Consider the following 23,653-nt stretch of genomic DNA (forward strand, 5'->3'; position numbering starts at 1 on the left):
CAGACATTCTCGCGACGACCATCTCGTGAAACATTCGAAATAAAATGCGCGCGTCGTGGTCGGCCTTTATCCATAAGGCGTTGATCCACTTTGCACCGTATTGTTTCACGCCCCAGGGAGGGAACGCCCTCGGCGCCACGCGATAAAAGTCGTCGCTTGCGCGAGTTTAATTGGGGACACATATAAAACGTACTTTCCAATACGCTTTTCGTTGTGTGCGCTACGGTCCCTGGGCTGAACACATTTCACACAAAAAACATGGTGGGCACCAATCTGGTATCCGGTAGCTACCAACGTAGCCTCATGGTATCTGTTGGCTATCGAGTAGCTATGCGATACCATATAGCTACTGGATACCGATTAGCTACCAGACGTATCCTTGCGGAGTCGGCCTTACCCCAACGGAGATCTACGCATGCCCACCATAGTTTTCGTCAGCCCGAAAGGCGGCGCCGGAAAGACCACCTCGGCCTTGATCCTCGCAACCCAAATTGCGCGCAAGGGCGCCGCCGTAACGGTGATCGACGCGGACCCGAATCATCCCATCAAGGCATGGTCGACCGGCGCGAATACGCCCAACAACCTCACGGTACTCTCCGACGCCGACGAGGAAAACATGATCGAGCGCATCGAAGAGGCAGCAGAGAAAACGCCGTTCGTGATTGTCGACCTTGAAGGAACTGCGGCGAAGATCGTGCTGCTCGCGGTCAGTCAAGCTGACCTGGTCATCGTGCCAACTCAGGGCTCACAGCTCGACGCAGCGCAGGCAACGCGTGCATTAAAGGTGGTGAAACAGCATGAAAAAATGGCGCGTCGTTCGGTCCCATACGGCGTCCTTCTGACGCGCACCAGTCCGATCATTCGGACGCGCACCATGGCACACATTGCCGGCTCGCTGACCGATGCCGGTATCAACGTCTTCCAAACAGAACTGAACGAGCGCGAAGCGTATCGCGCCATGTTTTCGTTCGGGGAGCCTCTGGAGCATCTAGATCCGCGCGAGGTTTCCAATTTAGACAAGGCAATCGCAAACGCAGAAGCATTCACTGCCGAGGTCATCGCCACCCTTCGCGAGGGTGAGCGCCCGGCAGTCGCGGAGGTGGCATAAATGAAGCGCGTCAATCCTATCGAGGGCCTGGACGAATTCAAACCCAAGGCGCCAGGCGAGAAGACTCGCAAGCCCGTCGAGCGCGACGTTATTGAACGCATCGCCGAAGACAACGGCTTCCCCAGTCGACAACCCCAGCAGACCAGCGAGCGCCCCACAGTCAGGTCGCAGCGCCGATACGTCACCGGGCGAAACAGGCAGATCAATATCAAGGCGACCACAGAAACGATTGAACGCCTGTACCGAAAAGCTGATGAGTTAAAGGTGCCCCTCGGTGAAGTGCTCGATCGAGCCCTAACTGCACTGGAAGCCCAGGAAAGCACGTAACTAACAGCTATCCAGTAGCTACCAGATATCTGTTAGACGACCGCTTTTCTCGCACGTCTATCGGAAAAGTGGAGGGTGGTCGTCGTGTGCGCACATCGGCCGCACATCGAGCATAGACGGGGCCTTGTCCGTCGGGTTCAGCATAAAATGCAGCGCTTGCTGTTCACCGCGGCGCTGGGCGCCTGAAGGCGCGAGCACCACCACAACGCTAATCACTGCATTCCCGAGGAGTGAGGCTTGAGCCAAGAAGGCCAGTTGCTCGACAAGAAATCGCTGCGCGTCGTCAAGGGAAAGTCTGCAGACTGGAATGAGTTGGCCAAGGACTGCGTGGCGTTTGCCAATGCGGCCGGCGGCCGACTGCTCATCGGCATCGAAAACGACGCCGCTTCGCCTCCGGCTGGACAAGTGCTTCCCGCCGATCTTCCTGACCTGGTGCGCCGTCGCCTGAGCGAGCTGACCGTCAATGTCGTTGGGTTACCCGAGGTGCGAACGGCCGAGAACGGCGCGCAATACCTCGAACTTACTATTCCGCGCGCCGTGGCGGTGGCGTCGACCACCGACGGCCGTTACTACATCCGCATCGCGGACAAAAGTGCGCCCATCACCGGCGACGATGTGCTGCGGCTCGCGAGCGAGCGCGCGGCGCTGCCTTGGGAGACCCAACGCACGGCGCACGTGTCGCGGCGTGCGGCGAACCCCGAGCAGGTCCATCGGCTCACGCACGGCCTTAGGACGTCGGACCGAGTGAAAGCGTCGGTGAAGGAGAAGTCGGACGACGAGTTACTCGAGCATTACATGCTGGCGCGCGGCGACTACCTGACGAACATGGGGACCCTCTGCGTCGGCACGCAGGCCGATCGAGCCCAGCTCTCGACGGCGCCGGTCATTCAGGTGATCAAGTACGACGACAGCGGCGCAAAAATCAACAAATGGGTGTGGGACGACCATCTTCTCAGCCCGATGGAGCTGATCGAGGCGGTGTGGAAGGAGGTGCCGGATTTCCGGGAGCGGTATGAGCTTCCCGACGGCCTCTACCGTCAGTACGTGCCGGCATACGACGAGATTGTGGTACGCGAGCTGCTCGTCAATGCACTGGTGCATCGGCCCTACACGCAGCGCGGCGACATTTTCATGAATTTGTATCCGGATCGCCTCGAGGTCGTGAACCCGGGACTTCTGCCGCTCGGCGTGACGCCGCAAAACATCCTGCACACGACCGTTCGACGCAACGAGGTACTGGCGCGACTGTTCCACGATCTGAAGCTAATGGAGCGCGAGGGAAGCGGCTTTGACAAGATGTATGAGGTCCTGCTATCGCAGGGGCGGCCCGCGCCTGAGCTCATCGAAGGACACGACCGCGTGCAGGTGGTGATTCGCCGACGCATTCCGAAGCCAGAGGTCATCGACTTTCTTGCCAAGGCGGATGAGACGTTTCACCTGCAGCAGCGCGAACGAATCGCCTTGGGGCTGCTCGCGCAGCACGAAGCGCTCACGGCCCGTGAGCTTGCCGCCATGCTCGAGCTTGCATCCCCGGACGAACTTCGTCCCTGGCTAGCGCGACTGGTGGACTGGGAGGTGGTGAAGACCGCGGGGCGCACGCAGGCCACGCGTTACTTCGTTGACCCGCACTTGCTGCGGAACCTCGACTTTACGGCAGCGACGACGCTGAAGCGGATCGAACCACATCGCCTGTCGGCGCTCATTCTGGAAGATGTTGCTCGGTATCCGGGTACGAGGATTAGCGAGATCCACCAGCGGGTGGGCCTAGAAATACCGCGCTCACAGGTGCGACGGACATTGGATCACCTGGTGAAGAACGGAAAACTACGGTTGACGGGGACGCGCAGTACGGCCCGATATACCTTGGCCTCCTAGCTGTAACGACCTGAAATCGAAACGGGCCGGACCTGCAATCCATGCGATTTCAGGTCGCTACACCTAGCTGTAGCGGCTTGCATTTGAAATCGTCCGTGCTTGCAATCGACGTGCTTTCCCGCTCGAGATAACTGCAACTGACGGAACGTGCGTGCTCGGATTATCTGCAACTGTGCTTGCATTCAGCCGGTCCGACTTGTATTCCATCGCCGCGTGCTCGAATTAGTTGCAAATCGGGGCGTTCGACGAAAGGGGCGCCAAAGTACGTTAAGCCGGGAGGACGGGCGAGCGTAGCGGTCAGAATTCACCCTTCTCGACACGCTTGAAGGAGCCGTACGACAAGGTACACGGGTCGGCAGCACTGCTGCTGCCGACCAAGGCGAGACACGCATCATGCCGCTTTGCGGCCGGCGCCGAGGACTTTTCCCAAGGCATCAAACCACGAGCGCGTGTGCACGATGCGCGCCTTGTGGGCTTGGGCGTCGAGGATTTGCGCTTTGCTCATCTTTGACAGCGCTTCCCAAGACTCCATCGGCAGCACGTAGGTGGCATTGTTCACCTGCGGGCACTCCAGCACGCACAGTTCCTGCTTCACGAAGCCGAAGACGGTGTATCCCTCGAAGCCCCCAATGCCGATGGCGACGAAGTCGGGCTTCTTTTCGCCGACGGCGGAGAGACGGGCACGGAGCACGCCCCGGTTGCCGGTCGGGGCGCGTTCGATCATCTTCTCCAGCGCCGGTTTGGCCGATTCCCAAGGGTTCTTGCCGGGAGGCAGCAACTGCCAGTGTAGGCGACGCACCGGTGCGCTGACCCAGTCGCTGAGATCCTTGCCGAGCACCTCGAAGCCACCGAGCGCCTCGCGCAGCATGTTGGCGGTGTTCGTGGCGACTGCGGCGTGGGCCTCGTCGTTGGCGAACGGGCCGGCCACCACGAAGACCTTGCCATCTTCGCGAACCTTGATTTCCAGTTCGATGCTGTACGGTGCGACGTGAGTGCGCGGGTAACGCTGGTAGGGTACATCGACTATCTTCGACATCTCTTCGGTGCCGTAGCGACCGACGAACTGGGTCCAGTGCCATTCCACCTGGCGGTAAGCCGTCTCCATCGGCTGGTCGCGGTGGACGATGTCATAGCCCTCTGCGTTGCGTCGGCACGCAGGTCCTTTGCGTGCGGGCGGCAGCAGGCTATGGCCGGGAACGAACGGGATGTCGAACCCCAGCTCATCCAGCCGTTTCTCGATGTCGGCATTGAGGGCCAGGCCGAGCATGTACAGCTCGGAAGGCTGGATGTGGTTGAGGTACTTGGCAATGTTGCGGGTTTTGCGGTTAATCTGCATATTATTGAAGTCCTTTCAGGTTGTCGGGACGGGCGGTATTGCCCTCCTACTAACAAGGACTCCCCGGGACGGCTCCATGGACGCCCGGCACCATAAAAAAATCTTCCGCGGACACATCCTCCAGCCGCTGCTGGGGAGTCTTAGGGAGTGGAGAACCCGTCTATGTCTGCTATCCCAGAACCTGAAAAACGCCTGACCAAGGGGGAAGTGGAGGCCGTCCTCACGGCTTTCACCCCAGCTGATTGGCAGCGTGCCAAGGCCATTGCCGCTGCCTTCTGTGGCGGCCTGACTGGCTGGAAGCCCGATGACCTGCTGCAGGAGACCGTGCTTAAGTTACTCGACGGCACACGCGTATGGCCACACGGCGTTCACCCGTTGGTGGTGATCAAAACCGCGATGCACAGCGTCGCCAGCAATGCCAGAAAGCATAACGAGGCGAGCCCCGTCGACGAGAATGTGATCGTGGACCCGTTCGAGGCCGACGATGACGACAAGACTCCAGTGGCGCACGGTAAGGTGTCGGTGACGCCAGAGGACAAGATGTCGGGCAAGCAGCAGATAGTTGCCCTTTACGCGGCGCTTGGCGGCGACGAGGACCTAGAATTGCTAGTCATGGCGTGGGCTGATGGCCTTCGCGGCGCCGAAGCACGCGAAGAACTGGGCTGGGACGAGAAGAAATACGATGCGGCTCGAAATCGGTTGCTGCGCAGACTCGCAGCGCTGGACCCCGACCGGAGATCGAAATGACGACCAAGCCGACAAACGAATTCGAGAACTTCATCGATGCGCTGGTGGATGAGTTGATTGCGATGCCCGACGACCAGGTGTTAGAAGGCCTTGACCCAGCCTCCGTGCAGGCGGACGGTTTGCGTCTGCTCCAAGCCGCCAAGGCGAAGGCTGGGCATGCGCGGCTTGCTGCGGCCAAGGCTGGTTTTGCGGCTCTGAAAGAGCAGCCTGCTGCTGTAACCGCAGAGGTTTCTGCAAACGAGGCTCGCCGGTTCATTGCCCAGGCTGCAAACGATGGCAGGTATACGTTGGCCGCTCGGAGCCTTGGTGATCTCTCGGATGACGAAGTGCTCAAGCTGTACAGGAAAATCAAGGCACTGGAGTCGGGCGCTGAGGGAGCTGAGAAGTGACTTCTGCGGGCAAGCGTGCTGAGGCATTGGTCGCAGAGCTTGGCATCAAGTGTCCTCAGGATCTGGATGTCGAAGCAATTGCCTTCGACTCGGGAGTTGAGGTGGTCTACGAAGCGATGACGGGGTGCGAGGCATCTCTCGTTGGCTATCTCGACCGTGCCGTTGCGACCATCAATCCGTCAGACGTGCGTGGTCGCGAACGGTTCTCCGTCGCACACGAGCTGGGACATTGGCATCTTCACAGGGGGCGCTCGTTCCAGTGTCGCGTCGATGACCCGAGCGCCAACCTTTCCTCCGACCGTGCTCTGGAGAAGGAGGCGGACAATTTCGCAGCTCATCTGCTGTTACCCGGCCCGCTCTTCAAACCGGTGATTGCCCAGCTTGGGCAGCCGAGCTTTCAGCAGCTCACGAAGGTCGCGGGAGAGTTCGAGACGAGCATCATGGCAACGGCCCTGCGCCTCGCGAACATCGACACCCTGCCGGTCATCGTCGCTTGCTATACCAGGGATGGGAAGCGTTGGAGTTTGCCGGCAGCGGACATCCCGAAGCGCTGGTTTCTCAAAGACAAGCTGGATGAAGATACTTTTACCTACGATTTTCTCAACAGCGGCAAGGAGTCCCGGTACCTCGGCAAACAGTCGGCGGACGCTTGGTTCGAGAACGATGACGCCGAAAAGTACGAGGTGCTGGAGCAGTGCATTGGCAGCGCCGGCGGTACAGCGCTTGTGCTTCTGTATCTGCAGCCGGACATGCTAGATGCGGGATTCGACTGGAATGTCGGCAACCGCAGGTACAACGAACGAGGCTCCTACGTTCCCCGGCGAGGCGCCTCAAGACGCTGATGGTGCGAGTACCGCGAGAAGCAATGCAGCAGCGAGCCGGCATTGCCGAACTTCGCGCGCACCGTCTAGCCGTTGCCATAATAGGTGAGCCGGCTTAGCGTACTTTGGCGCCCCTTTCGTCGAACGCTCCCCAAATGACGACCATCGGCGTGCACTGTTCAGTTTGTGCGAGAAACGACCGGTATATTGTGACGTTGAAAGATGCTCGCCATGCGGGTTCCCGTGATGTCGGATTGACGGCGGTGTGGCATCCAGCAAACCTTCGTTTATTGGACGATCAAGCGCTCGCCCACATGGAACGAACCGTCCACGATCTCGCCGCAAGGCGTGGTCTACCCGAAATGATGACGTTCGGCGGGTCTGCGTATGGTTTCCGTTATGCGGAGAAGGGCGCGCCGCAGGCGATCGTGCAGAAAATGGCGGATGGTCAGCGGGCTTCGGCGGAACCACGGAACCCGTGCTTCTTTCGAGTGCCACGGGGCCACTCGAGATTTGCAAACGGGAACGGGTGCTCCGGATCCCATAGGTCGCGCTTAGCTGTATCGGAAACGTGCGAGTAAAACCAGTCGATGATCTTCGATTCCGCACCGGCCGGGTCTGAGCTTGGTGCGTAATGAATCCAAAGACTATCGAGATTCGAGAGCAGTTTCAGAAAGTAGCCACCGGCATGGGGACTACGCTTTCCAATTGGCGTCCGATAGTACTGGCCCAGTCGTTTCGATAGCGACTGAGATTCCGTCAGCCCGACATAGAGGATGACTTCGTCTCGTAACCAGAAGGCCGCCACCCGCCGCATCAACTCCTCAGGGGTCGGCCTGCTGCCGTCGATTGATAGCTCCGGCCGCACATACAGCCAGTGTTCGAAGTCAATTGATGACAAAGGGGCTTCCGACAGAACTCCATCGAGCGAATCTAGAGAGTCCGTAAGCGAAACGATGTAGACCCCACACTCAGGCGCGGGCGGCTTTGTACCCCAAGGAACGCAGCCGGCCCGACTGAGGTCGGCGGCAGCGAACGCTTCTGCGACGGTAGTAGGCATCTACGCTTCCTTGCCAGCGCCCGAGAATCCTTGTCGACATGCCGATGCGGTGGCGAGGATGACGGTATCATCGGCGAGGCGGCTGTCATGACGGTAATCGTTGACAAGAATAGCGAGACAAGGGTGATCATGGGGAAAAAATTTTCGTGGTCGGTGGCTGCATTGGCAGTGGCCGTCGCATCTTCCGCGGCGTGGGCGGCGGAGGACCCGTCGATCGCATGTTTTGCAGCTATGGCGGACAATCCAGCGTTTGCGCCGCTGCGAGGCAAAGTGGTTTTGAAGCTCGGCGCCCATCCTGATCTCTCGATGCTCGCAAACGACCATCGACCAACGAAGCGGGAGAAGGACGCGATCGCTGCCTGGGTTGCCGAGAGCGAACGCTGTTACGATCTCGGCCACGACTATCGAGCCATCGCATATCAGCCAGTTGTATCCGCTCTCATCGACGAGAGCATGCACGCAATCGAGGCCCTGGTTGCAAAGCTGTACGCCGGTAAGCTGACCTACGCTCAGTTCAATCAGCAGCGTCAAGCTACCGACGACACCTATCGGGAACGGGTTGCCAGCACTCTGCAGACATTGCAGGCGGAGAGCGATCGGGAGCAGGCAAATAGGCGGGCCCAACAAGCCAGCATCGAAGCTCAACAGAAGGCAGCTGCCGCGCAAGAGGCCGCTACGCAAGCACAAGCGCAAGCGAATGAAGAAGCGGCGCAAAATGCTCGGCGTGCGCTTGCGTTGCAAATGTTGGCGAACTCGAGACCTATCTACACGCCGTTGCCCCCGCCGCCCCCGATCCGAACGCCGTCGATTCAGAACACGAACTGCTATCAGATCGGGAGCCAGTTGCACTGCACTACGACAGGAAATTGACCGGCGCGCGCTGACGCCCCGGCAAGCCGTGTGAGGTTGTCCGAGTGTCGACAGACGACCAGCGCTCGACCTGCAACGCGACGCGCTGGCGAAGGCCGGTTGCGAACGCGTCTTCGAGGACACGGCAAGCGGCGTGAAGGCGGAGCGCACCGGGTCCGTGCGCTCCACGTCCGTTGCAGATAATGTGAGCGGACCACGATGGAATGCAAGCACGGCCGGCTGAATGCAAGCACAGTTGCAGATAATCCGAGCACGCACGTTCCGTCAGTTGCAGTTATCTCGAGCGGGAAAGCACGTCGATTGCAAGCACGGACGATTTCAAATGCAAGCCGCTACACCTAGCGTTGGCGCAAATCGCCACCTATCTCGGCTCGATGAGCCAAGGACCCGATCCAAGGGTGCAAGCAAACCTAAGCCGGATAAGGCTTTCGCGATATCGCAACGTTGGTTCAGACATTGGAGGTGAGCCAAGGCTAATCCAAACCATGTCCGCGGGCGCTGGGTGACGTCGCGGTCCAAGCCTGAGGGCGGCACCATCGGGCAGCTTTCCTGGGATCCGGCCCGGCGGGACTGGGCGGTCACTTTTGCGCCCTGAGCGCGGCCAGCAGCTCCGCATTCTGCGTCGCCAGCGCTTCCAGTTTGCCGGCCTGCCGGGATGCTTCCTCCCTGGCCTGGCCGGCCTCCTTGCGGGCGGCGTCGCGCTCCGCCTGGACCTGTGTGAACCTCTCGGCCTGCCGCTGCGCCTCCTCCGCCGTCCGCTTGCGCTCCGCGGCATGCCCTTCATCGGCGAGCCGGCGCTGTTCAGTGTGCGTCTGCTCGGCGGCTCGGGCCTGTGCCCTCGACTCGCTGAGTTCCGCACGCAGCACCTCAATCTTCTCGGCCGCGCCGGCGCGTACCGTCTCAAGTTCGGCTCGTAGCCGATCCACGCTCTCCTGTCCCCGCGTCAGCTCCGCAGTGTGTTGTTCGGCCGCAGCCTTGGCCTGCTGCTCGGTCGCAGCAAGCCGTTCGCGCGTCTGCGCGAGCTGAACCGCCAGCGCCTGCTTTTCGTCCTGGGTGTCCGCGACACGCTGCGTCAGTTCATTGGCGTGGGCCTTCATGGCGTCCAGTTGCGCCTCCAGGTCGTCCACCGTCTGTGCGGCGTCAGCCAGTTCGCGCTCCGCCTGTTCACGCTGCTCGCCCGCCGCGCGTACCACCTCGGCGACACGCCGCTCCGCCGCCTTGACGGCCTTGTCGTTCAGTTCCGCGGCGAGCTTCGCGATCCGCTCGGTCAGCGCCGCGGTCACCGCCGCGACCTCTTCGGCGACCTCGACCGGCAATTCGGCCACCGGCTGGGCCTCCACCGTCGACTGCGACGCCACATATTCGTCCCACACCTGTTTCAGGCGGTTCGGGTTGCCGCCGCCGATCCGCTGACGCAGCGCAAAGCCGGTGACGTTGCGGCCGGCATCGCGCAGCGACTGGCCGGCTTCGATGATCTGTTCTGGCGTGAATTCAACGGGGCGCATGGCAAAGGGCTCCAAAACGGAATACCGCCATCGTATCACAAACAAATAAACAAATAAAGAAACTAACTAACTTTCAACGACGCGCCCGGAGGAGGGCGCGCACGACGCCCAAACCCTTGCAGCACGGGCGTTTCAAGCGATTCGTGGAGATGCGCGAAGACGAAACAAACCGGGACGGATGGGGCAGGGCCGGGTCAGACGACCGAAGTATTGATAAAATATGTTATCAATAGTAATGTAGCCACTGACCTCAAGGAGTTTCGATGGATTACCGCGTCAGCTACGAACACAGCCTGGCGAGCGCGCCGGACGCGTTCATTGTCCAGATCCCGTCCCAGCTGGTGACCGGTGTGCCGGCCACCGTGCCGCGCGCGCTGCTGCCCGAATTCATCGCCGACCTGATCCGCCAGCGCTCACCGCGGATCGGCCGGATCCGTAACCTGCGCGTGCTGTAGGCCGCCATGACTGCACCCACATCACGCGGGTCCACCACGGGGTTGCCGGCGGCCAACCTGCCCGGTGAGCGGCGCCTGAGTGCGCCGGAATTTCACCAGCTGGGGGCCGTGCCCGCCGAGGCCGAGTGGTTCGCGAATCTCGACAATCCACGCACGCGGCGAGCCTATCAGATCGATCTGCAGGACTTCATGGGCTTCGCGGGGATCCAGCGTCCGGAGGAGTTCCGCCTCGTCACGCGCGCCCACGTACTGGCGTGGCGCAAGGTGCTCGAGGAGCGCGCGCTGTCGGGCGCGACGATCCGGCGCAAGCTGGCCGCGCTGTCGTCGCTGTTTGAGTACCTGTGCGAAAAGAACGCGGTCGACTTCAACCCGGTCAAGGGCGCGAAGCGGCCCAAGGTGGATAGCAATGAAGGCAAGACGCCAGCGCTCGGCGACCACCAGGCGCGCGCGCTGCTCGACGCGCCCGACCCCGCCACGCTCAAAGGCCTGCGCGACAGGGCGCTGCTCGCGGTACTGCTATATCACGGGCTGCGTCGCGAAGAACTCTGTCTGCTGAAGGTGCGAGATATTCACAGCCGGCGCGGGGTGCCCCATCTGCGGGTGCACGGCAAGGGCGGCAGGACCAGATACTTACCGCTGCACCCGGGTACTGCGGAGCGAATCCACCTCTATCTGGAAATGGCTGGCCACGGCATCACGCCCGATGCGCCGCTGTTCCGTCCACTGCGTGGCCCGACCGGCGCCGCGATCACAGCCGATGGCGTCTACAAATGCGTGCTCGCTTATGCGGCGCAGGCGAAGATCGACGTGCAGGGCTTCGGCGTGCACAGCCTCCGCGCGACCGCGGCCACCAATGCGCTCGAACACGAGGCCGATATCGCGAAGGTTCAGGAATGGCTCGGGCACGCGAATATTGCGACCACGCGCATCTATGATCGACGAAAGAGCCGGCCAGAAGATTCACCGACCTTCAAGGTGGCGTACTGAAGACGCGGAACGGCGACCTGCCGCGCCGAAAGGATGGCACTGAGGGGTCCGGGCGAAAATGACGGCAGCCGGCACCTCAAATCTCGGAAAACCACGGCTCACGCGGGTTTTCGTTAAAACGTTAGAATCGCAGCATCTTTGGCTTCTAAGCCAAGAATCAAAAAATAGACGGGAGCGGAAGTAATGCTTGGACTGAACCTGCGCGAAGAATTCCGGGGCAAACGTCTCAAAGGGACGGCAATTGAACTCTCCAACGACACGAACACCGGCGCAACGCAGATTGCGGCTAAGGAGTTCCTGGAGATTACCTATCCGACCCATGACCTACTGAAAGGGATCGAGGCGGTCGGTCCGAACCAAGGTCGCCCGGTAGTAGTGATCGGCGAGCGCGGCCTTGGTAAGTCGCACCTGATGGCTGCGCTCTACCACGCGGTGAACGATGCAACATCTACGAGGGCATGGCTCAATTCATGGGCGACCACGTTGGGCGACCCCAATGTCGGCCAGATCGCCCTGCGCGATGGAATGCTGGTCATTGGCGAAAGCCTGCACCGCCAGCGCTACAAATTCCTGTGGGACTTACTGTTCGAGCGTCATCCTCACGGCACTTACATCAAAGGCAAATGGGAAGGGATGGGAGCGGCCAAGACCGACATTCCATCCGACAAGCTAATCCTCGAACTGCTGCAGCATACGCCCACGATGCTGCTCCTGGACGAGTTCCAGACGTGGTATGACGGTTTGACCAACACGAAGCAGTACCCCTGGAAGAACTGGGCGTTCAACTTCATCCAGATCCTTTCGGAGATCGCCAAGGAGCGTCCAGACCTTCTGGTGCTGGTGATCTCGGTTCGCAATGGCAGTAGCGATGCCTACCAGCAGGTGCATCGCGTCAATCCGGTCGCCATCGACTTCAAGGCTGGCGGCAACGCAGAGCGCATCCAGCGGGATCGCCGTCGGATGCTGTTGCACCGTCTGTTCGATAACCGGATGCAGATTGCTCCGGCCAGCATCGAGTCGCTTGTAGCCAAGCACGTCGCCGAATATTTCCGCCTGCTTGACGTGCCATCGTCCGAGCAGGATCGCAAGAGCAAGGAATTCACCGAGTCCTGGCCCTACGCGCCACATCTGCTGCGACTGCTTGAAGAGCAGGTGCTGATTGCGACTGACGCGCAGGAAACGCGCGACATGATCCGTATCCTGGCCAACCTCTACAAGAGTCGTGGCGAGGCGGCTCCCGTGCTCACGGCCGCAGACTTCCGTCTGGATGACGATGCCTCAGGTATCGGCGCGCTACTGGATTCGGTGTCGAATGAGCATCACCGCACCCTGCGTGCCAAGGCTCAACAGAACATTATCTCGGTCACGGAGGCGGTCGCCGATCACGCAAGTCTCGCCCCGCACCTGCAGGAAATCGTGGGTGCGCTGTGGCTGCGATCCATTGCCGTCGGGAATCTCGCTGGTGCCGAGCCCGTGACACTGCAGGTCGACATCACCCGCAGCAAGGCCGTCGACGACAACGCCTTCCAGGTTGAACTGGCGACCATCGTCGAAAACAGCTTCAACATTCACCAGGATGGCCCCCGTCTGGTTTTCCGCGAAGAGGAAAACCCGCGTGCCAAGCTGATGGCCTGCGCGCGCAACGACAAGCTGTTCACGGACGGTTCCGATCAGGCGCAGCTGGCCAAGCAGGTTCGCTACGTTATCGGCGGCACCGACGAGGTGGCCAAGACCTTCCGCGTGATCGCGCTGCCGAAGTCTTGGCAGACCGATCCGTGGTCAACACTGGATGAGGCCGAGCAACCCGAGCGTTGGGACGATCGCTTGCCCATCCTAGTGCTGCCGGAAGAACCCGACACCATTGACCAGCGCCTTGGCCGCTGGCTCAAAGACCATCTGCAGAAGCGCCGCAACACCATCCGTTTCCTGCTGCCGCGATCCGGCTCATCGAATGCGTTCCAAGACCGCGATTTGCTGATCCTCGCTCGCGCCGAGATGAAAGCGCAGGAGTGGAGCGGCCAGAACCCCGAGTACAAGAAGCTGCACACAGAATTCCAAGGTGCATTGCGCGACATTCTGAAGAAACGCTTTGACCGCTTCGCCGTGCTGCATCGCTGGAATTTCGCCGACCCGAACCAATGCATGTTCGGCGTCGAGAGCCTGAAGAAGCAAGGTGCCCAGATCCCCGAGGGCATCGAAGAGGCGCTGGTCAACGACCTGTTCGTGCCAGAGGACTTTGAAGACCTCGTGCTGGAAGCTGCCACCGAAAATTCACCGGTTGGCAAACTGCTGCGCGAGCTGCAAGAGCCCCGCCCGGCGGGCCGGGATTGCATCCCTTGGCTCGGCGAAACCGCGATGAAGGAACGTGTCCTGCGCTTGTGCGCGCGGGGCAAGATCGCCGTCAACCTGCGCGGCCTCGAATACCTCCAGACTCAGCCTGGCGAAGACGAGGACACAGCCTGGAAGCGACTGCGCCCCAAGCTCTCCTACACCGGACGTCAGCTGGACGAGGTGTTCCTGATGGAGCCCTCGGCGGTGCCAACCACTGGCGGCACGACGCCTCCTGCACCCCAGCCGCCTGCTGGCGGGGATGGCGGTGGCCTGTTCGGCGGTGGCACAGCACCTCCTTCGGGTGGTGATGCGACTTCTGGCGGTGACGCGCCCCCGGCCGGAGGCGGCATCTTCGGTGGTGGCTCGACAAGTACTGGCGGCAAGCCACGTATCCCCTTGAGCAACCCGCCGACGTCACCATTGAACCTGATCGGCAAACTTGAAGGTTGGGGCATTGGCCCCGCGACGCAGGTCGCCGAGGTTTCGATCAAAGTATCTGCGGCCAACGGTGCCCAGCTCAAGGAACTGCTCAAGAAACTGCCCGATGGCATGACCTTCGAGCTGAGCCTTGAGAAGGAGGACAACTAATGGCACTCGACGCCGGGGTATTGCACAGCCTCACCAAAGGCACTGCCGAGGACGCATGGCACGTCATCATCAACAACGCCGTCGAGATCGCCTCGAAGCCATTGGCTGTAGGCAATGCGCCCAGCGAGGTCATCAAACGTGACCGGGAGATCGGTGCGCTCGATCATTTCCTGTCGTCCACCGGGTGGGATCTGTGGCAGGCCTTCGGCGACACCGTCGAACGCACCTCTGATCGACTCGCTCGCTGGTGGGCCGAGCCCTACAGCGCCAAGGCGGTGCTGATCCTTGACGGTCTGTCGTTGCGCGAATTGCCTTGGCTGCTACAAGGAGCCAAGGAACGCGGATTCACCTTGCACGAGGTCACTGCCAACGCCTCCGAACTGCCCGGCGAAACCAACGAGTTTGCGCAGGCGCTCGGTTTTGGCAGTCGCAGCCAACTCCAGAACAACGGTGGCGGCCTTGCCCACAGGCTGCAACCGGCGCACACCGAGTGCGTCGATATGCCATGGAAGGACTGTGAGGGTCTGATCAACAGCGCACTGAACTGGGTATTCTGGCACCACTGGCCCGACAGCAAGGTTCACGACGGATCTGGCGCGGGACAGGGACTCGACACGCTGACCCGTGACGCGACCGACCAACTCAGTAGCGACGACTTCTGGGCCTTCGTCGAGCGCTTAGCTACCGGGCGACGGCTGGTCATCACTTCCGACCACGGTTACGCCGCCACCGGCTACTTCCCTGATGCCGACGGCGAGGTCGGCCAATTTCTCAAGAAGACCTTCGCCAGTGGTCGTAGTACTGCTGGCACGGGCGAGACTGGCCCGTTCGTGCCCCCCGTGGCACTCCAGATCAACAGCCCGCACGGCGCTCATCTCCTGGCCGTTGGCCGCTGGAAATGGAAGAGCCAGGGCGGTTATCCGACGTTGACGCACGGCGGCCTCTCGCTGCTGGAGGTGCTGTCGCCCTTCGTCGAGCTCACGAAATAAGGAACGCGCTGCATGGCAACCAAAAAAGAACTACTGGCGCAAGAAGTCGCCAAGGCCGTCGGTGCAGGCAAGACGGTCGCTCTCGAAACGGTCGATTTCAACGACCCGAACCGCCCCAAGACTTGTCTGGAGGTGGACTTCCCGATCCTGCCAGTCAATCAGGTGGCGATCATCGAAGGCAACGCAGGCAAGCCCATCTACCAGATGTCGAAATGGTGGGCGCGGCGTCGTTCCAGCGTGTTCCGCTCGATGTTGATCGCGGCGGCGACCAAGGCCCCGGAAGACAAGTCGCACGCGGCCAAGCTGGTGTGGGAAAACTACTACGCCAACCACCAGAAGAAAGGCGCGTTCAAGAACCTCAAGGTTGCCGACATCTTCATGGGTGGCGGCACCACGCTGGTGGAAGGCTCCCGTCTCGGGATGCAGATGGTCGGCAACGACCTGAATCCGGTTGCGTGGTTCGTGGTCAAGCAGGAACTCGCCAACGTCGATCTGGAGGAAGTGAAGCGCCTGCTCGTCGACATCGAGGCCGAGGTCAAGCCGCAAATCATGCCGTACTACTACTGCGACGGGCCGAACGGCGAGAAGGGCAAATGGACGCACGTGCCTACCAAGCGCGTGATGTCAGCCGATTTCGACCCTCTCAGCATTCCTCAGGAGCAGCGGTCTGAGTACAGCTACGAAGGCCCGGAGATCATCTACACATTCTGGGCCAAGCATGGCCCCTGTCAGGTGACCGGCTGCGGCCACCGGACGCCGATCATGAGCAGCCCAGTGATGGCAGTGAAGACGCTCAGCGTCAAACACTGGGAACATTCCTGCGGCAAGTGCGGCGGCGAGTTCCACGTTGAGGAAGACGCCGCACGCATGGCACCCGATGCGCCGCTGTACGTAGCACCTTCCGAGTACCCGTTCTCCGTGCTCGACCGCAAGAAGGGCGTTGTCTGTCCTCATTGCGGTCACACCGCGCTCGTCAACCTGGGCAAGGGCAAGAACAAAAAAGTCGAACTCAGCCTGCTGGTGCATCCGCAGTGGCTGGCTGGTTCGCCCAAGCAAGACGCAAACAGCCAGCCCTACGGCGGCTCGGCTCAGGACGACGCGGCCGCGACCACGCGATGGGATCAGGAACGCGCGGCAAAGATTCGATTCCTGGAGGTGCGTGGTGCGCTGCCCGAGGAAGTGACTTGCCCTGAGACCAAACTCACATTCAAGACTGATGCAGCTACGGTACCGAAGAAGTCGCACTACTCCTGCGCGGCCTGCGGCACGGTGCAGGACGTGCTGACGACGATCAAGGCTAGCGGCAAGACCGGGCCGATGGCGTCCTACGCGGTGCAGGGTTATGCGCCCGGACGAGACGCGGCCGGCATGCCCTACAGCGGTCGCTTCTTCGCGGCATTTGATACAGCGCACGCCAAGCAGTACGACGCGGCGTTCCAGGAGTGGGAAGAGCGCAAGGACGGCGACCTGAAGGACTACTGGCCGCGTTCAGAACTTCCCTACGGGTTCATGACGCACATGAACAACGGCGGGATACCGAATCATGGATACACGCATTGGTGGACCATGTTCAACCCCCGGCAGAGGCTCGTGCATACACAGCTCTTGAAGGCTATTTCAACTGTCGGAAGCTACGCGTGGAATGTGAGAGAGTATGTTCTTGGAGCATTCCAGCAATACCTACGTAATCAAAGTCTGTTTACTTTGTGGAACGTGCAAGCTGACAAGCTTGAGCCGCAGTTTGCTAACAACAATTACCACCCTAAGGCTACAACAGTTGAGAATTGTGTGTTCGCCACACTTGGACGCGGGAACTGGGCATCCTGCATCGAAGGAATCGTCCAGGGCCGAGAATGGGCGATGCAGCCGTGGGAAGCAGCGAGCCTTGAGACGCTGAAACGACATGATCCAGCCTTGGCTGAACAGATTACTGGCAAGAGCGAGAAGGTCTACCCCGGCGATTCGGTCGGCGAGGTTGGCGTGTACCGGGCTTCGTCCACCGATCTCGCGCACATTGCCACCTCCAGCCTCGATCTGGTCATCACCGATCCGCCCTTCGGCGGCCTGCTGCACTATTCGGAACTGTCCGATTTCTTCTACGTCTGGCTACGCCTCGTACTGAAAGAAAAGTACCCAGACTATTTCAGCACCGAACACACGCCCAAATCGCTGGAGGCCGTCGCCAACCGGGCTCGCGAGCCTGAAGACCCGGACGGGTTCTACCAGCGCCTGCTCACGCAGTGCTGGCGCGAAGCGCATCGCGTGCTCAAGCCTGGCGGCATTCTCGCCTTCACCTTCCACCACAGTGAGGATGAGCCATGGGTGGCTGTGCTGGAATCGCTGTTCGATGCGGGCTACTACCTTGAAGCGACCTATCCGATTCGTTCCGACGAAACAAAGGGTGAGGGATCGAAGCCTGGAACATTCGGTTCTCAGACCATCGAGTACGACATCATCCACGTCTGCCGCAAGCGCACGGAAGAACCGAAACCGGTGAGCTGGGGCCGGATGCGCCGCGAGGTGATGGCCGACGTGCGCCAACTGCAGGCGATGCTGGAGAACCACGCCAAGGAAGGTCTCCCCGCCGCAGACATCCAGGTGATCCGGCGCGGCAAGGCGCTGGAGTACTTCTCCCGCCACTACGGCAAGGTCTATGTCGACGAGGGGCGCACAATCTCGGTCAAGGACGCGCTAGTCGGTATCAACCAGCTCATCGACGAAGACGCGGACAAAGGCAAAGAGCCGCCGCCGGTCAATGCCGAGCCAATCACCCGCCAGTTCCTGCGCACCTTCGGCAACGCGACCGAGATGAAGCGCGACCAGTTGCAGAAATTCTTGAAGGGCTCGATCACCACGCCTGACGAATTCGAACAGCGCGGCTGGTGCTCAGAGAAGAGCAAGGTGTTCACGCGAGCGAATCCGCTCGATTTCGCCCGCGAGTGGTCTGGAAAGCACAAACGCCGCTTGACCTCGGATTTGGATCAGGCGCTAGTGCTCATCGGCGCGTGCTTCGATAGCAGCGGCATCAATGCCTCGGACACGCTGAAGAACGAGAATTTCAAGCCCCACGTGGCGCTGAAGCCCTTGCTGGAGTGGCTGCACAAGAACGGCCCGGATCAGGCCAACCGCAATGCGGCCTCGCGCGCCGTGTCGATCTACAACGCATGGGCGGCGACGCAGTCGGTCAAACCGACGCAAGGCTCGTTGTTCGAGGAGTATGCGCTATGAAGCAACTGCTCGACACTGTATGGCAGCGACGTGGCACCAGCTGGATTTGGGACGAGGAAGCGCGCAATCAGGTGTGTGTGGCCAGCGAGGTCTGGAGCCTGCGCCAGTTCCTTCAGGCGGTGGGCAATTGGCCCGACGATCTGCCGAGCAACGGCAACAACACGCTGGTAGTAGCGGGCTTGGAAGGTGGCCTCGATTTACTGACGCCAGAAGATGCTGAGACGTGGCTGGGCGATTCCGTGAAGCAGGCGATCCTATCGTTCCAGGACGCCTATGACGGACAGGCGGCCTTGATCTTCTGGCTGCCCTCCGGTCAGGGGCGCATCAAATTCCATCCCGCCACCGATTCTATCGAATGGCGCTGCGCGGCACCGCACGGCGAGAGTCTGCTCGCCTTCGGCCGCATCCTGTGGGGCGAGGCAAACGAGTATCCGCAGGAAATTCTGCTGCACGCAGGCAGCAGGCCCGCTGGCCTGTTCCATCTGCGGATTACCTGAGGTCGGCGCGTGGAAGCACAGACTCAGTTTCAACCAGGCGAACGAATCACCCACCACGAATTCGGCCAAGGTGTCGTTCTTGACCCTGCGCGCGATGGCTACTTGCGGGCCTTCTTCGGCGTCGGTGAGCGACGTGTGCCGGTTAGCTCGATACGCCGCCAGCTCACTCGCACCGAGCGCATCTTGCGTGCCGTGGATGGCGGCGCTGATCGCGCACGCAAGGCGTGGCTGTCCTACGAGGCTCACGCACTGCCCGTGATGGAAAGCGCGTCGGCGCTGACGTCGGCCAAGATCGATCTATTGCCCCATCAAGTGGTACTGACCCACCGCATTGCCACTGCGTCCCCCCGGCGCTACCTCATCGCCGACGAGGTGGGGTTGGGCAAGACCATCGAAACCGCGCTGATCTTGCGCGAGTTGGCCAGCCGTGGCGAACTGAATCGCGCACTTATGGTGGTGCCCGCCGGGCTGGTGAACAACTGGCACCGCGAGTTGAATGAGGTGTTCAATCTCGACTTTGAGGTGTTCGGCTCCGAGGGCGATATCACCGACCGCAAGACGAACGCCTTCGCCAAACACGATCGATTGATCGCGAGCATCGACACCCTCAAGCGCCCGGCGCGGATCAAGCGCCTGCTCGACGCACCGCGCTGGGATCTAGTGGTGTTCGATGAGGCCCACCATCTGACCGCCTACCGCACCGGCGGCAAGGTCAGGAAGACCGAGAACTACAAGTTGGCCGAGGCGTTGAAGGATCACTCGCGTGATCTGATGCTGCTGTCGGCCACGCCACACCAAGGCAACCATTTCCAGTTCTGGATGCTGGTTCAGTTGCTCAATCCGACCTTGTTCGGCAGCCCTGAGGAGATGCTGGAGAACCGCCACCGCTTGAACACGGTGATGTTCCGGCGCACTAAGGCCGATGCCTGCCAGCCCGACGGCTCGCCGCTGTTCGCGCGCCGTTGGGTACACACCGAATCCTTCCTGATGCGCCCGGAAGAGCGGCTGTTCTATGAGAAGCTACGCGAGTATCTGGAGGACGGTTTCGATCTCGCCCGTCGCCAAGGCAACCAAGGGCGCGCGCTGGGCTTTCTGATGGCGATTTTCCAAAAGATCGCAGCATCGAGCTTTGCCGCTGTGCGACGGACGCTCAAGCGCCGTCTGCTGATGCTGACGCTGCACGAGGCTCTGCTGCGCGACAAGGAGTTGGACATCGAAGGCCGTGAACGCCTGACCGACGAGGCACGCGGGCTGATCCACGAGGAATTCGACCTGCCCTGTGACAATATCGGACGCAGTGAAGTGGATCGGATGCTCGCCGATCTCAAGTACCGCTTGGTCAAAAAGTTGGACGAGGAGGCGCTGGAAATGGCCTCCGATCCCTATGGCAGCGAATACTCTGCAACGCACGCCGAGGAAGCGGCGTCGGCGGTCGTTGAACTTCACCTGCCCGAGGAGCGCCTGCGCATCGGCGATCTGCTCACAAACTTCCCGCAGCAGCGCGAGACGAAGGCGCAAAAGCTGCTCGATGGACTGAGCACGCTGTGGCGGCAGAACCCAAACGAGAAGATCGTGGTTTTCGCCACCTACCTCGGCACAGTAGATTTGATCGCCCGCGAGATCGATCAGACCTTCCCCGGTCAAGGCGTGGTGGTGCTGCGTGGTGGTGATCACGGTGCCAAGGTGGCCGCAGAACGCCGGTTCCGTCAGAAAGATGGCCCGCGTGTGCTGGTTTGTACCGCTGCGGGCCGCGAAGGCATCAACCTGCAATTCGCGCGCATTCTGTTTAACTTCGACTTGCCTTGGAACCCGATGGACGTGGAGCAGCGCATCGGGCGCATCCACCGCTACGGCCAAATGCACACGGCACAAGTCTACAACCTAGTGTTGTCGGACACTATCGAGGGTCGCATCTTCCTGCTGCTCGACGAGAAACTAACCGAGATCGCGCGCACCGTCGGCAAGGTTGATGACCAAGGCAACGTCGCGGAAGACCTGCGTGCGCAGATTCTCGGACAGTTGTCCGAACGACTCAACTATGACCGGCTATACCAGGAGGCACTCTCCGATCCCGAACTGAAACGCACGCAGGTCGAGCTTGAAGCAGCCTTGTCGAATTCCCGCGAAGCGCGGCAAGTGGTGTTCGATCTATTCCAAGACCTCGAAGGCTTTAGCCTCGATGACTACAAGCCCTTCGCCGACATCTCGTCGAGCATGGATCGGTTGGTACGGTTCCTTGCTGCTGCGCTGGCAGATCGTCAACAACGATTCGTAAAGGTCAATGAAGAGACTTATGACCTACTTGCAGCAGACGGCGTGAGACGCGTTCGCTTTACATTGAACCGCGATGCGGCCACAAGTCGGGACGATCTGGAATTGATGGGACTGGATCACCCGCTGGTGCAAGAGGAACTAGGCCGTTGGCGCAGCGTACCGCCCGAAGAGCTTGGAATTGCGGTCCAGGGGGACATCAAGCAACCAGTCCTGCTGTCCTTTTGGCTAGTGGAAGTTTCCGGCGGACATGGCGAGCGCCGTGTCGTCATGCACACGATTGCCATCAAGGAAGATGGTACACGGACGCCTATGGTGGAACGACAGGGCGAGCGCTATATGCAGGCATCAGTCGCAACTCCATTCTTCTCCACAGACCGGCGACTTGAACTCTTTGCCCATGCCGTTGAGCCATCCCTACAACGGGAACTGAAGCAGAAAGGGACTGCGAACGGAGATGGAAGCTATTTTGCGGAACTGTTGGCTTACGTGGAAATAGCGCCGCCGGCATAGTTAGGGCCGTCCAAAGAATCAGTTGAAAAATGTCCATGAAGGGCCAGCGCGGACTGGAAGAAGCCCAGGAGAATGCGGTGAAAATCGAACAAGGAATCTTGATTCCACACACATTGGTTCCGGTGGGCGAAGGCGTCACCGGGGCCAGCTACGCCGTCGTGAGTGTTGCCGGCCTTTCGCAGCGATGCGTGGTTAAACAGGCTGGGGACCGTGAGATTGCTGCAGAGTGCCTGTGTGCACTGCTGGGAGATGCTTTGGGCCTCCCAACATTGACGCCACTCGTTATCACCGACCCGCGCGATAGCACGCTTTGTTTCGGAGCCCGCGAGGCTGGGTATCCGAGTCTGTCCGGCTCATTACGAATCGGAACACATGCAGACGCTTCGCAAATGCAGGCCTTGGCGTGCATCCTTTCGGCGTGGTCTCAGGTTGGCCAAGTAATCTCGTTCGACGAATTGGTAGCCAATGGCGACCGAAATCCTGGCAATGTGCTCTGGAATGGCATCAACTTCACCATCATCGATCACGAGCGTGCTCTCGGTATTCGACCTATGCAACAAAACCGCCTCGCATTCTTTGCGACTAACCAGTTCAAGCCACCGCTCGTCGCCGCGGTCCAAAGTGCGAGTACGAGCGCGGCACTCGCACAGCAGGCCCTGCTTGGCGCTGGCTCGGCAGTCTGGCAAATGATTGACGCCGAGTTCGCGTCCGTACCGGCGGTCATTGCGCAACATCGTGCTACCTTCGCGTCGCTCGCTCAGGGCAATTTGGGTTCGCTCGCGACTAAGACGGCCAACTCGATGTCCCCCTTGTTCGCGAGGCAACAACCATGAGTTCTCTCGAGGCATTTGCAGGCACCAATGCACGATATAGTGTGCTCGGATGGGAGCCGGTCTATGGCTCCGGAGAGCGAATCAACGTGGCGGCTCTATTCGAGTATGACGACCGCTTCCTTGCAAGGCCCCTTATTCGTCCGGATGTTTTACGTTGCATGTACGGCGGGGCGGGCGAGGGTGTGTTGCGAATGTTGGACGGTGTCCTTGAGGCGCTCTCTACCGTCGCTAACGCGCATGGTTGGGAGGCGGCGCTGGCCGCGGTACCGCTGACGAATTTTTCACTGGCTCCATCGCGACCCACCTGGGCCAGCAGCGAAGCGGACTTGTTGCGACAGGTCGTGTTGATGAATTGCAGTCTCAGCGTAATTGCCGACGAGCCTGCGGCCACATCCGACGACCTCCCCACGCCCGAAAAGGAGGTTAACCAGCAATGGACAACACGGGTTAAAGAAGCCGTCCAGATGCTCCGACCTGAACTCAGCATGTACTTCAACCGTGAGGCGGTACTGGTGGATGGCGGAGTACCTGTCCGCTTTGCGATGCTCACCCCTCGCCTTGCAGCACAGTTTGGGCTTTTGCGCCCGGCTCAACAGAATCAGGGCATGGAAGATGCACGCGCCAAGATGTGGAAGCTTGCATTGGCCAAGGAGCGCAACTCTGCCTTGGCGGCAGTGCTAGTGTTTGGCACACCATCTCAGGACGACATTACGCTTAGCGACAATCAAAGAGATCGTTTGAGGTCCAACGTGATTGAGCTACAACACGAAGCCGAGCACCGGCTAATCGAACTGCGTGAGGTTCATACGGTCGCCGATGCCGCGAGTGCGGTGGTGGCAATTGCATGACGTGACGACACCCTCCCGAATCATTACGACGCATAGTACGGGGAACCGCCAAAAATTGGTTCGCAGCGTTTGCGA

General features: G+C 60.5%; 19 protein-coding genes and 1 pseudogene. 17 read left to right on the top strand and 3 right to left on the bottom strand.

From position 1 onward, the window contains the following. Positions 1–415: 415 nt before the first annotated feature. The 3 genes from EVC45_RS31180 to EVC45_RS31190 all read left to right on the top strand — a co-directional run bounded on the left by EVC45_RS31180 (position 416) and on the right by EVC45_RS31190 (position 3,310). Entirely contained in the window at positions 416–1,108 is a 693-nt protein-coding gene (locus EVC45_RS31180; protein WP_129962020.1) for a ParA family protein, read from the top strand. Next, a complete protein-coding gene (locus tag EVC45_RS31185; protein ID WP_129962021.1) occupies positions 1,109–1,435 on the top strand; it encodes a stability/partitioning determinant in 327 nt (108 codons plus the stop codon). A gap of 237 nt (positions 1,436–1,672) precedes the next feature. Further along, positions 1,673–3,310 carry an ATP-binding protein gene (locus EVC45_RS31190; protein ID WP_129962022.1) on the top strand — a complete coding sequence of 546 codons (1,638 nt, stop codon included), beginning with the start codon at positions 1,673–1,675 and terminating at the stop codon, positions 3,308–3,310. 391 nt (positions 3,311–3,701) lie between these two features. Here EVC45_RS31190 and EVC45_RS31195 read toward each other — a convergent pair whose 3' ends face one another. Next, positions 3,702–4,646 (bottom strand): hypothetical protein, encoded by a 945-nt coding sequence (locus tag EVC45_RS31195; protein ID WP_129962023.1) that lies wholly within the window; start codon positions 4,644–4,646, stop codon positions 3,702–3,704. 162 nt (positions 4,647–4,808) lie between these two features. Here EVC45_RS31195 and EVC45_RS31200 point away from each other — a divergent pair, with 162 nt between their 5' ends. From EVC45_RS31200 to EVC45_RS31210, 3 genes are read left to right on the top strand one after another with little or no spacing between them, the layout of a single operon-like run. Then, positions 4,809–5,393 carry an RNA polymerase sigma factor gene (locus EVC45_RS31200; RefSeq protein WP_129962024.1) on the top strand — a complete coding sequence of 195 codons (585 nt, stop codon included), beginning with the start codon at positions 4,809–4,811 and terminating at the stop codon, positions 5,391–5,393. Continuing rightward, entirely contained in the window at positions 5,390–5,782 is a 393-nt protein-coding gene (locus EVC45_RS31205) for a hypothetical protein (RefSeq protein ID WP_129962025.1), read from the top strand. Before EVC45_RS31200 ends, EVC45_RS31205 begins: the two co-directional genes overlap by 4 nt. Continuing rightward, positions 5,779–6,624, top strand: a complete 846-nt coding sequence (locus EVC45_RS31210) for an ImmA/IrrE family metallo-endopeptidase (protein WP_129962026.1) — start codon at positions 5,779–5,781, stop codon at positions 6,622–6,624. Before EVC45_RS31205 ends, EVC45_RS31210 begins: the two co-directional genes overlap by 4 nt. Before the next feature lie 427 nt (positions 6,625–7,051). Here the strand turns inward: EVC45_RS31210 and EVC45_RS45815 are convergent, their stop codons facing one another. Next, positions 7,052–7,663, bottom strand: coding sequence for a hypothetical protein (locus EVC45_RS45815; protein WP_168991566.1), 612 nt, complete (start codon positions 7,661–7,663; stop codon positions 7,052–7,054). An 87-nt stretch (positions 7,664–7,750) separates the two neighbouring features. Between EVC45_RS45815 and EVC45_RS31220 the strand changes: the two genes are divergently transcribed. Next, the gene (locus EVC45_RS31220; protein WP_129962028.1) at positions 7,751–8,533 is read left to right on the top strand and encodes a hypothetical protein; all 783 of its coding nucleotides are present in this window, start codon (positions 7,751–7,753) and stop codon (positions 8,531–8,533) included. Between the two features lie 44 nt (positions 8,534–8,577). After that, a pseudogene (locus tag EVC45_RS47035) lies at positions 8,578–8,687 on the top strand (recombinase family protein); the annotation flags it as partial. Between the two features lie 424 nt (positions 8,688–9,111). Here EVC45_RS47035 and EVC45_RS31225 read toward each other — a convergent pair. Next, a complete protein-coding gene (locus EVC45_RS31225) occupies positions 9,112–10,038 on the bottom strand; it encodes a DNA-binding protein (protein ID WP_129962029.1) in 927 nt (308 codons plus the stop codon). Positions 10,039–10,301: 263 nt separating this feature from the next. Here EVC45_RS31225 and EVC45_RS31230 point away from each other — a divergent pair, with 263 nt between their 5' ends. The 9 genes from EVC45_RS31230 to EVC45_RS31270 all read left to right on the top strand — a co-directional run bounded on the left by EVC45_RS31230 (position 10,302) and on the right by EVC45_RS31270 (position 23,578). Further along, positions 10,302–10,493: a hypothetical protein gene (locus EVC45_RS31230; protein WP_129962030.1), complete on the top strand. Its 192-nt coding sequence runs from the start codon at positions 10,302–10,304 to the stop codon at positions 10,491–10,493. 6 nt (positions 10,494–10,499) lie between these two features. Beyond that, positions 10,500–11,480, top strand: coding sequence for a tyrosine-type recombinase/integrase (locus tag EVC45_RS31235; RefSeq protein ID WP_129962031.1), 981 nt, complete (start codon positions 10,500–10,502; stop codon positions 11,478–11,480). Between the two features lie 183 nt (positions 11,481–11,663). Then, entirely contained in the window at positions 11,664–14,399 is a 2,736-nt protein-coding gene (locus EVC45_RS31240; protein WP_129962032.1) for a DUF499 domain-containing protein, read from the top strand. Then, positions 14,399–15,388 carry a hypothetical protein gene (locus EVC45_RS31245; protein ID WP_129962033.1) on the top strand — a complete coding sequence of 330 codons (990 nt, stop codon included), beginning with the start codon at positions 14,399–14,401 and terminating at the stop codon, positions 15,386–15,388. Before EVC45_RS31240 ends, EVC45_RS31245 begins: the two co-directional genes overlap by 1 nt. 12 nt (positions 15,389–15,400) lie before the next feature. After that, positions 15,401–18,616: a DUF1156 domain-containing protein gene (locus EVC45_RS31250; protein ID WP_129962034.1), complete on the top strand. Its 3,216-nt coding sequence runs from the start codon at positions 15,401–15,403 to the stop codon at positions 18,614–18,616. Further along, positions 18,613–19,113 carry a hypothetical protein gene (locus EVC45_RS31255; RefSeq protein ID WP_129962035.1) on the top strand — a complete coding sequence of 167 codons (501 nt, stop codon included), beginning with the start codon at positions 18,613–18,615 and terminating at the stop codon, positions 19,111–19,113. Before EVC45_RS31250 ends, EVC45_RS31255 begins: the two co-directional genes overlap by 4 nt. Before the next feature lie 9 nt (positions 19,114–19,122). Beyond that, positions 19,123–21,897 carry a DEAD/DEAH box helicase gene (locus EVC45_RS31260; protein WP_129962036.1) on the top strand — a complete coding sequence of 925 codons (2,775 nt, stop codon included), beginning with the start codon at positions 19,123–19,125 and terminating at the stop codon, positions 21,895–21,897. A 35-nt stretch (positions 21,898–21,932) separates the two neighbouring features. After that, positions 21,933–22,730, top strand: coding sequence for a hypothetical protein (locus tag EVC45_RS31265; protein WP_129962037.1), 798 nt, complete (start codon positions 21,933–21,935; stop codon positions 22,728–22,730). Next, a complete protein-coding gene (locus EVC45_RS31270) occupies positions 22,727–23,578 on the top strand; it encodes a hypothetical protein (protein ID WP_129962038.1) in 852 nt (283 codons plus the stop codon). The genes EVC45_RS31265 and EVC45_RS31270 overlap by 4 nt, the downstream gene beginning before the upstream one ends. Positions 23,579–23,653: the final 75 nt, after the last annotated feature.

The sequence above is a fragment of the Paraburkholderia sp. UYCP14C genome, from assembly GCF_004197395.1.
Lineage (GTDB): Bacteria > Pseudomonadota > Gammaproteobacteria > Burkholderiales > Burkholderiaceae > Paraburkholderia.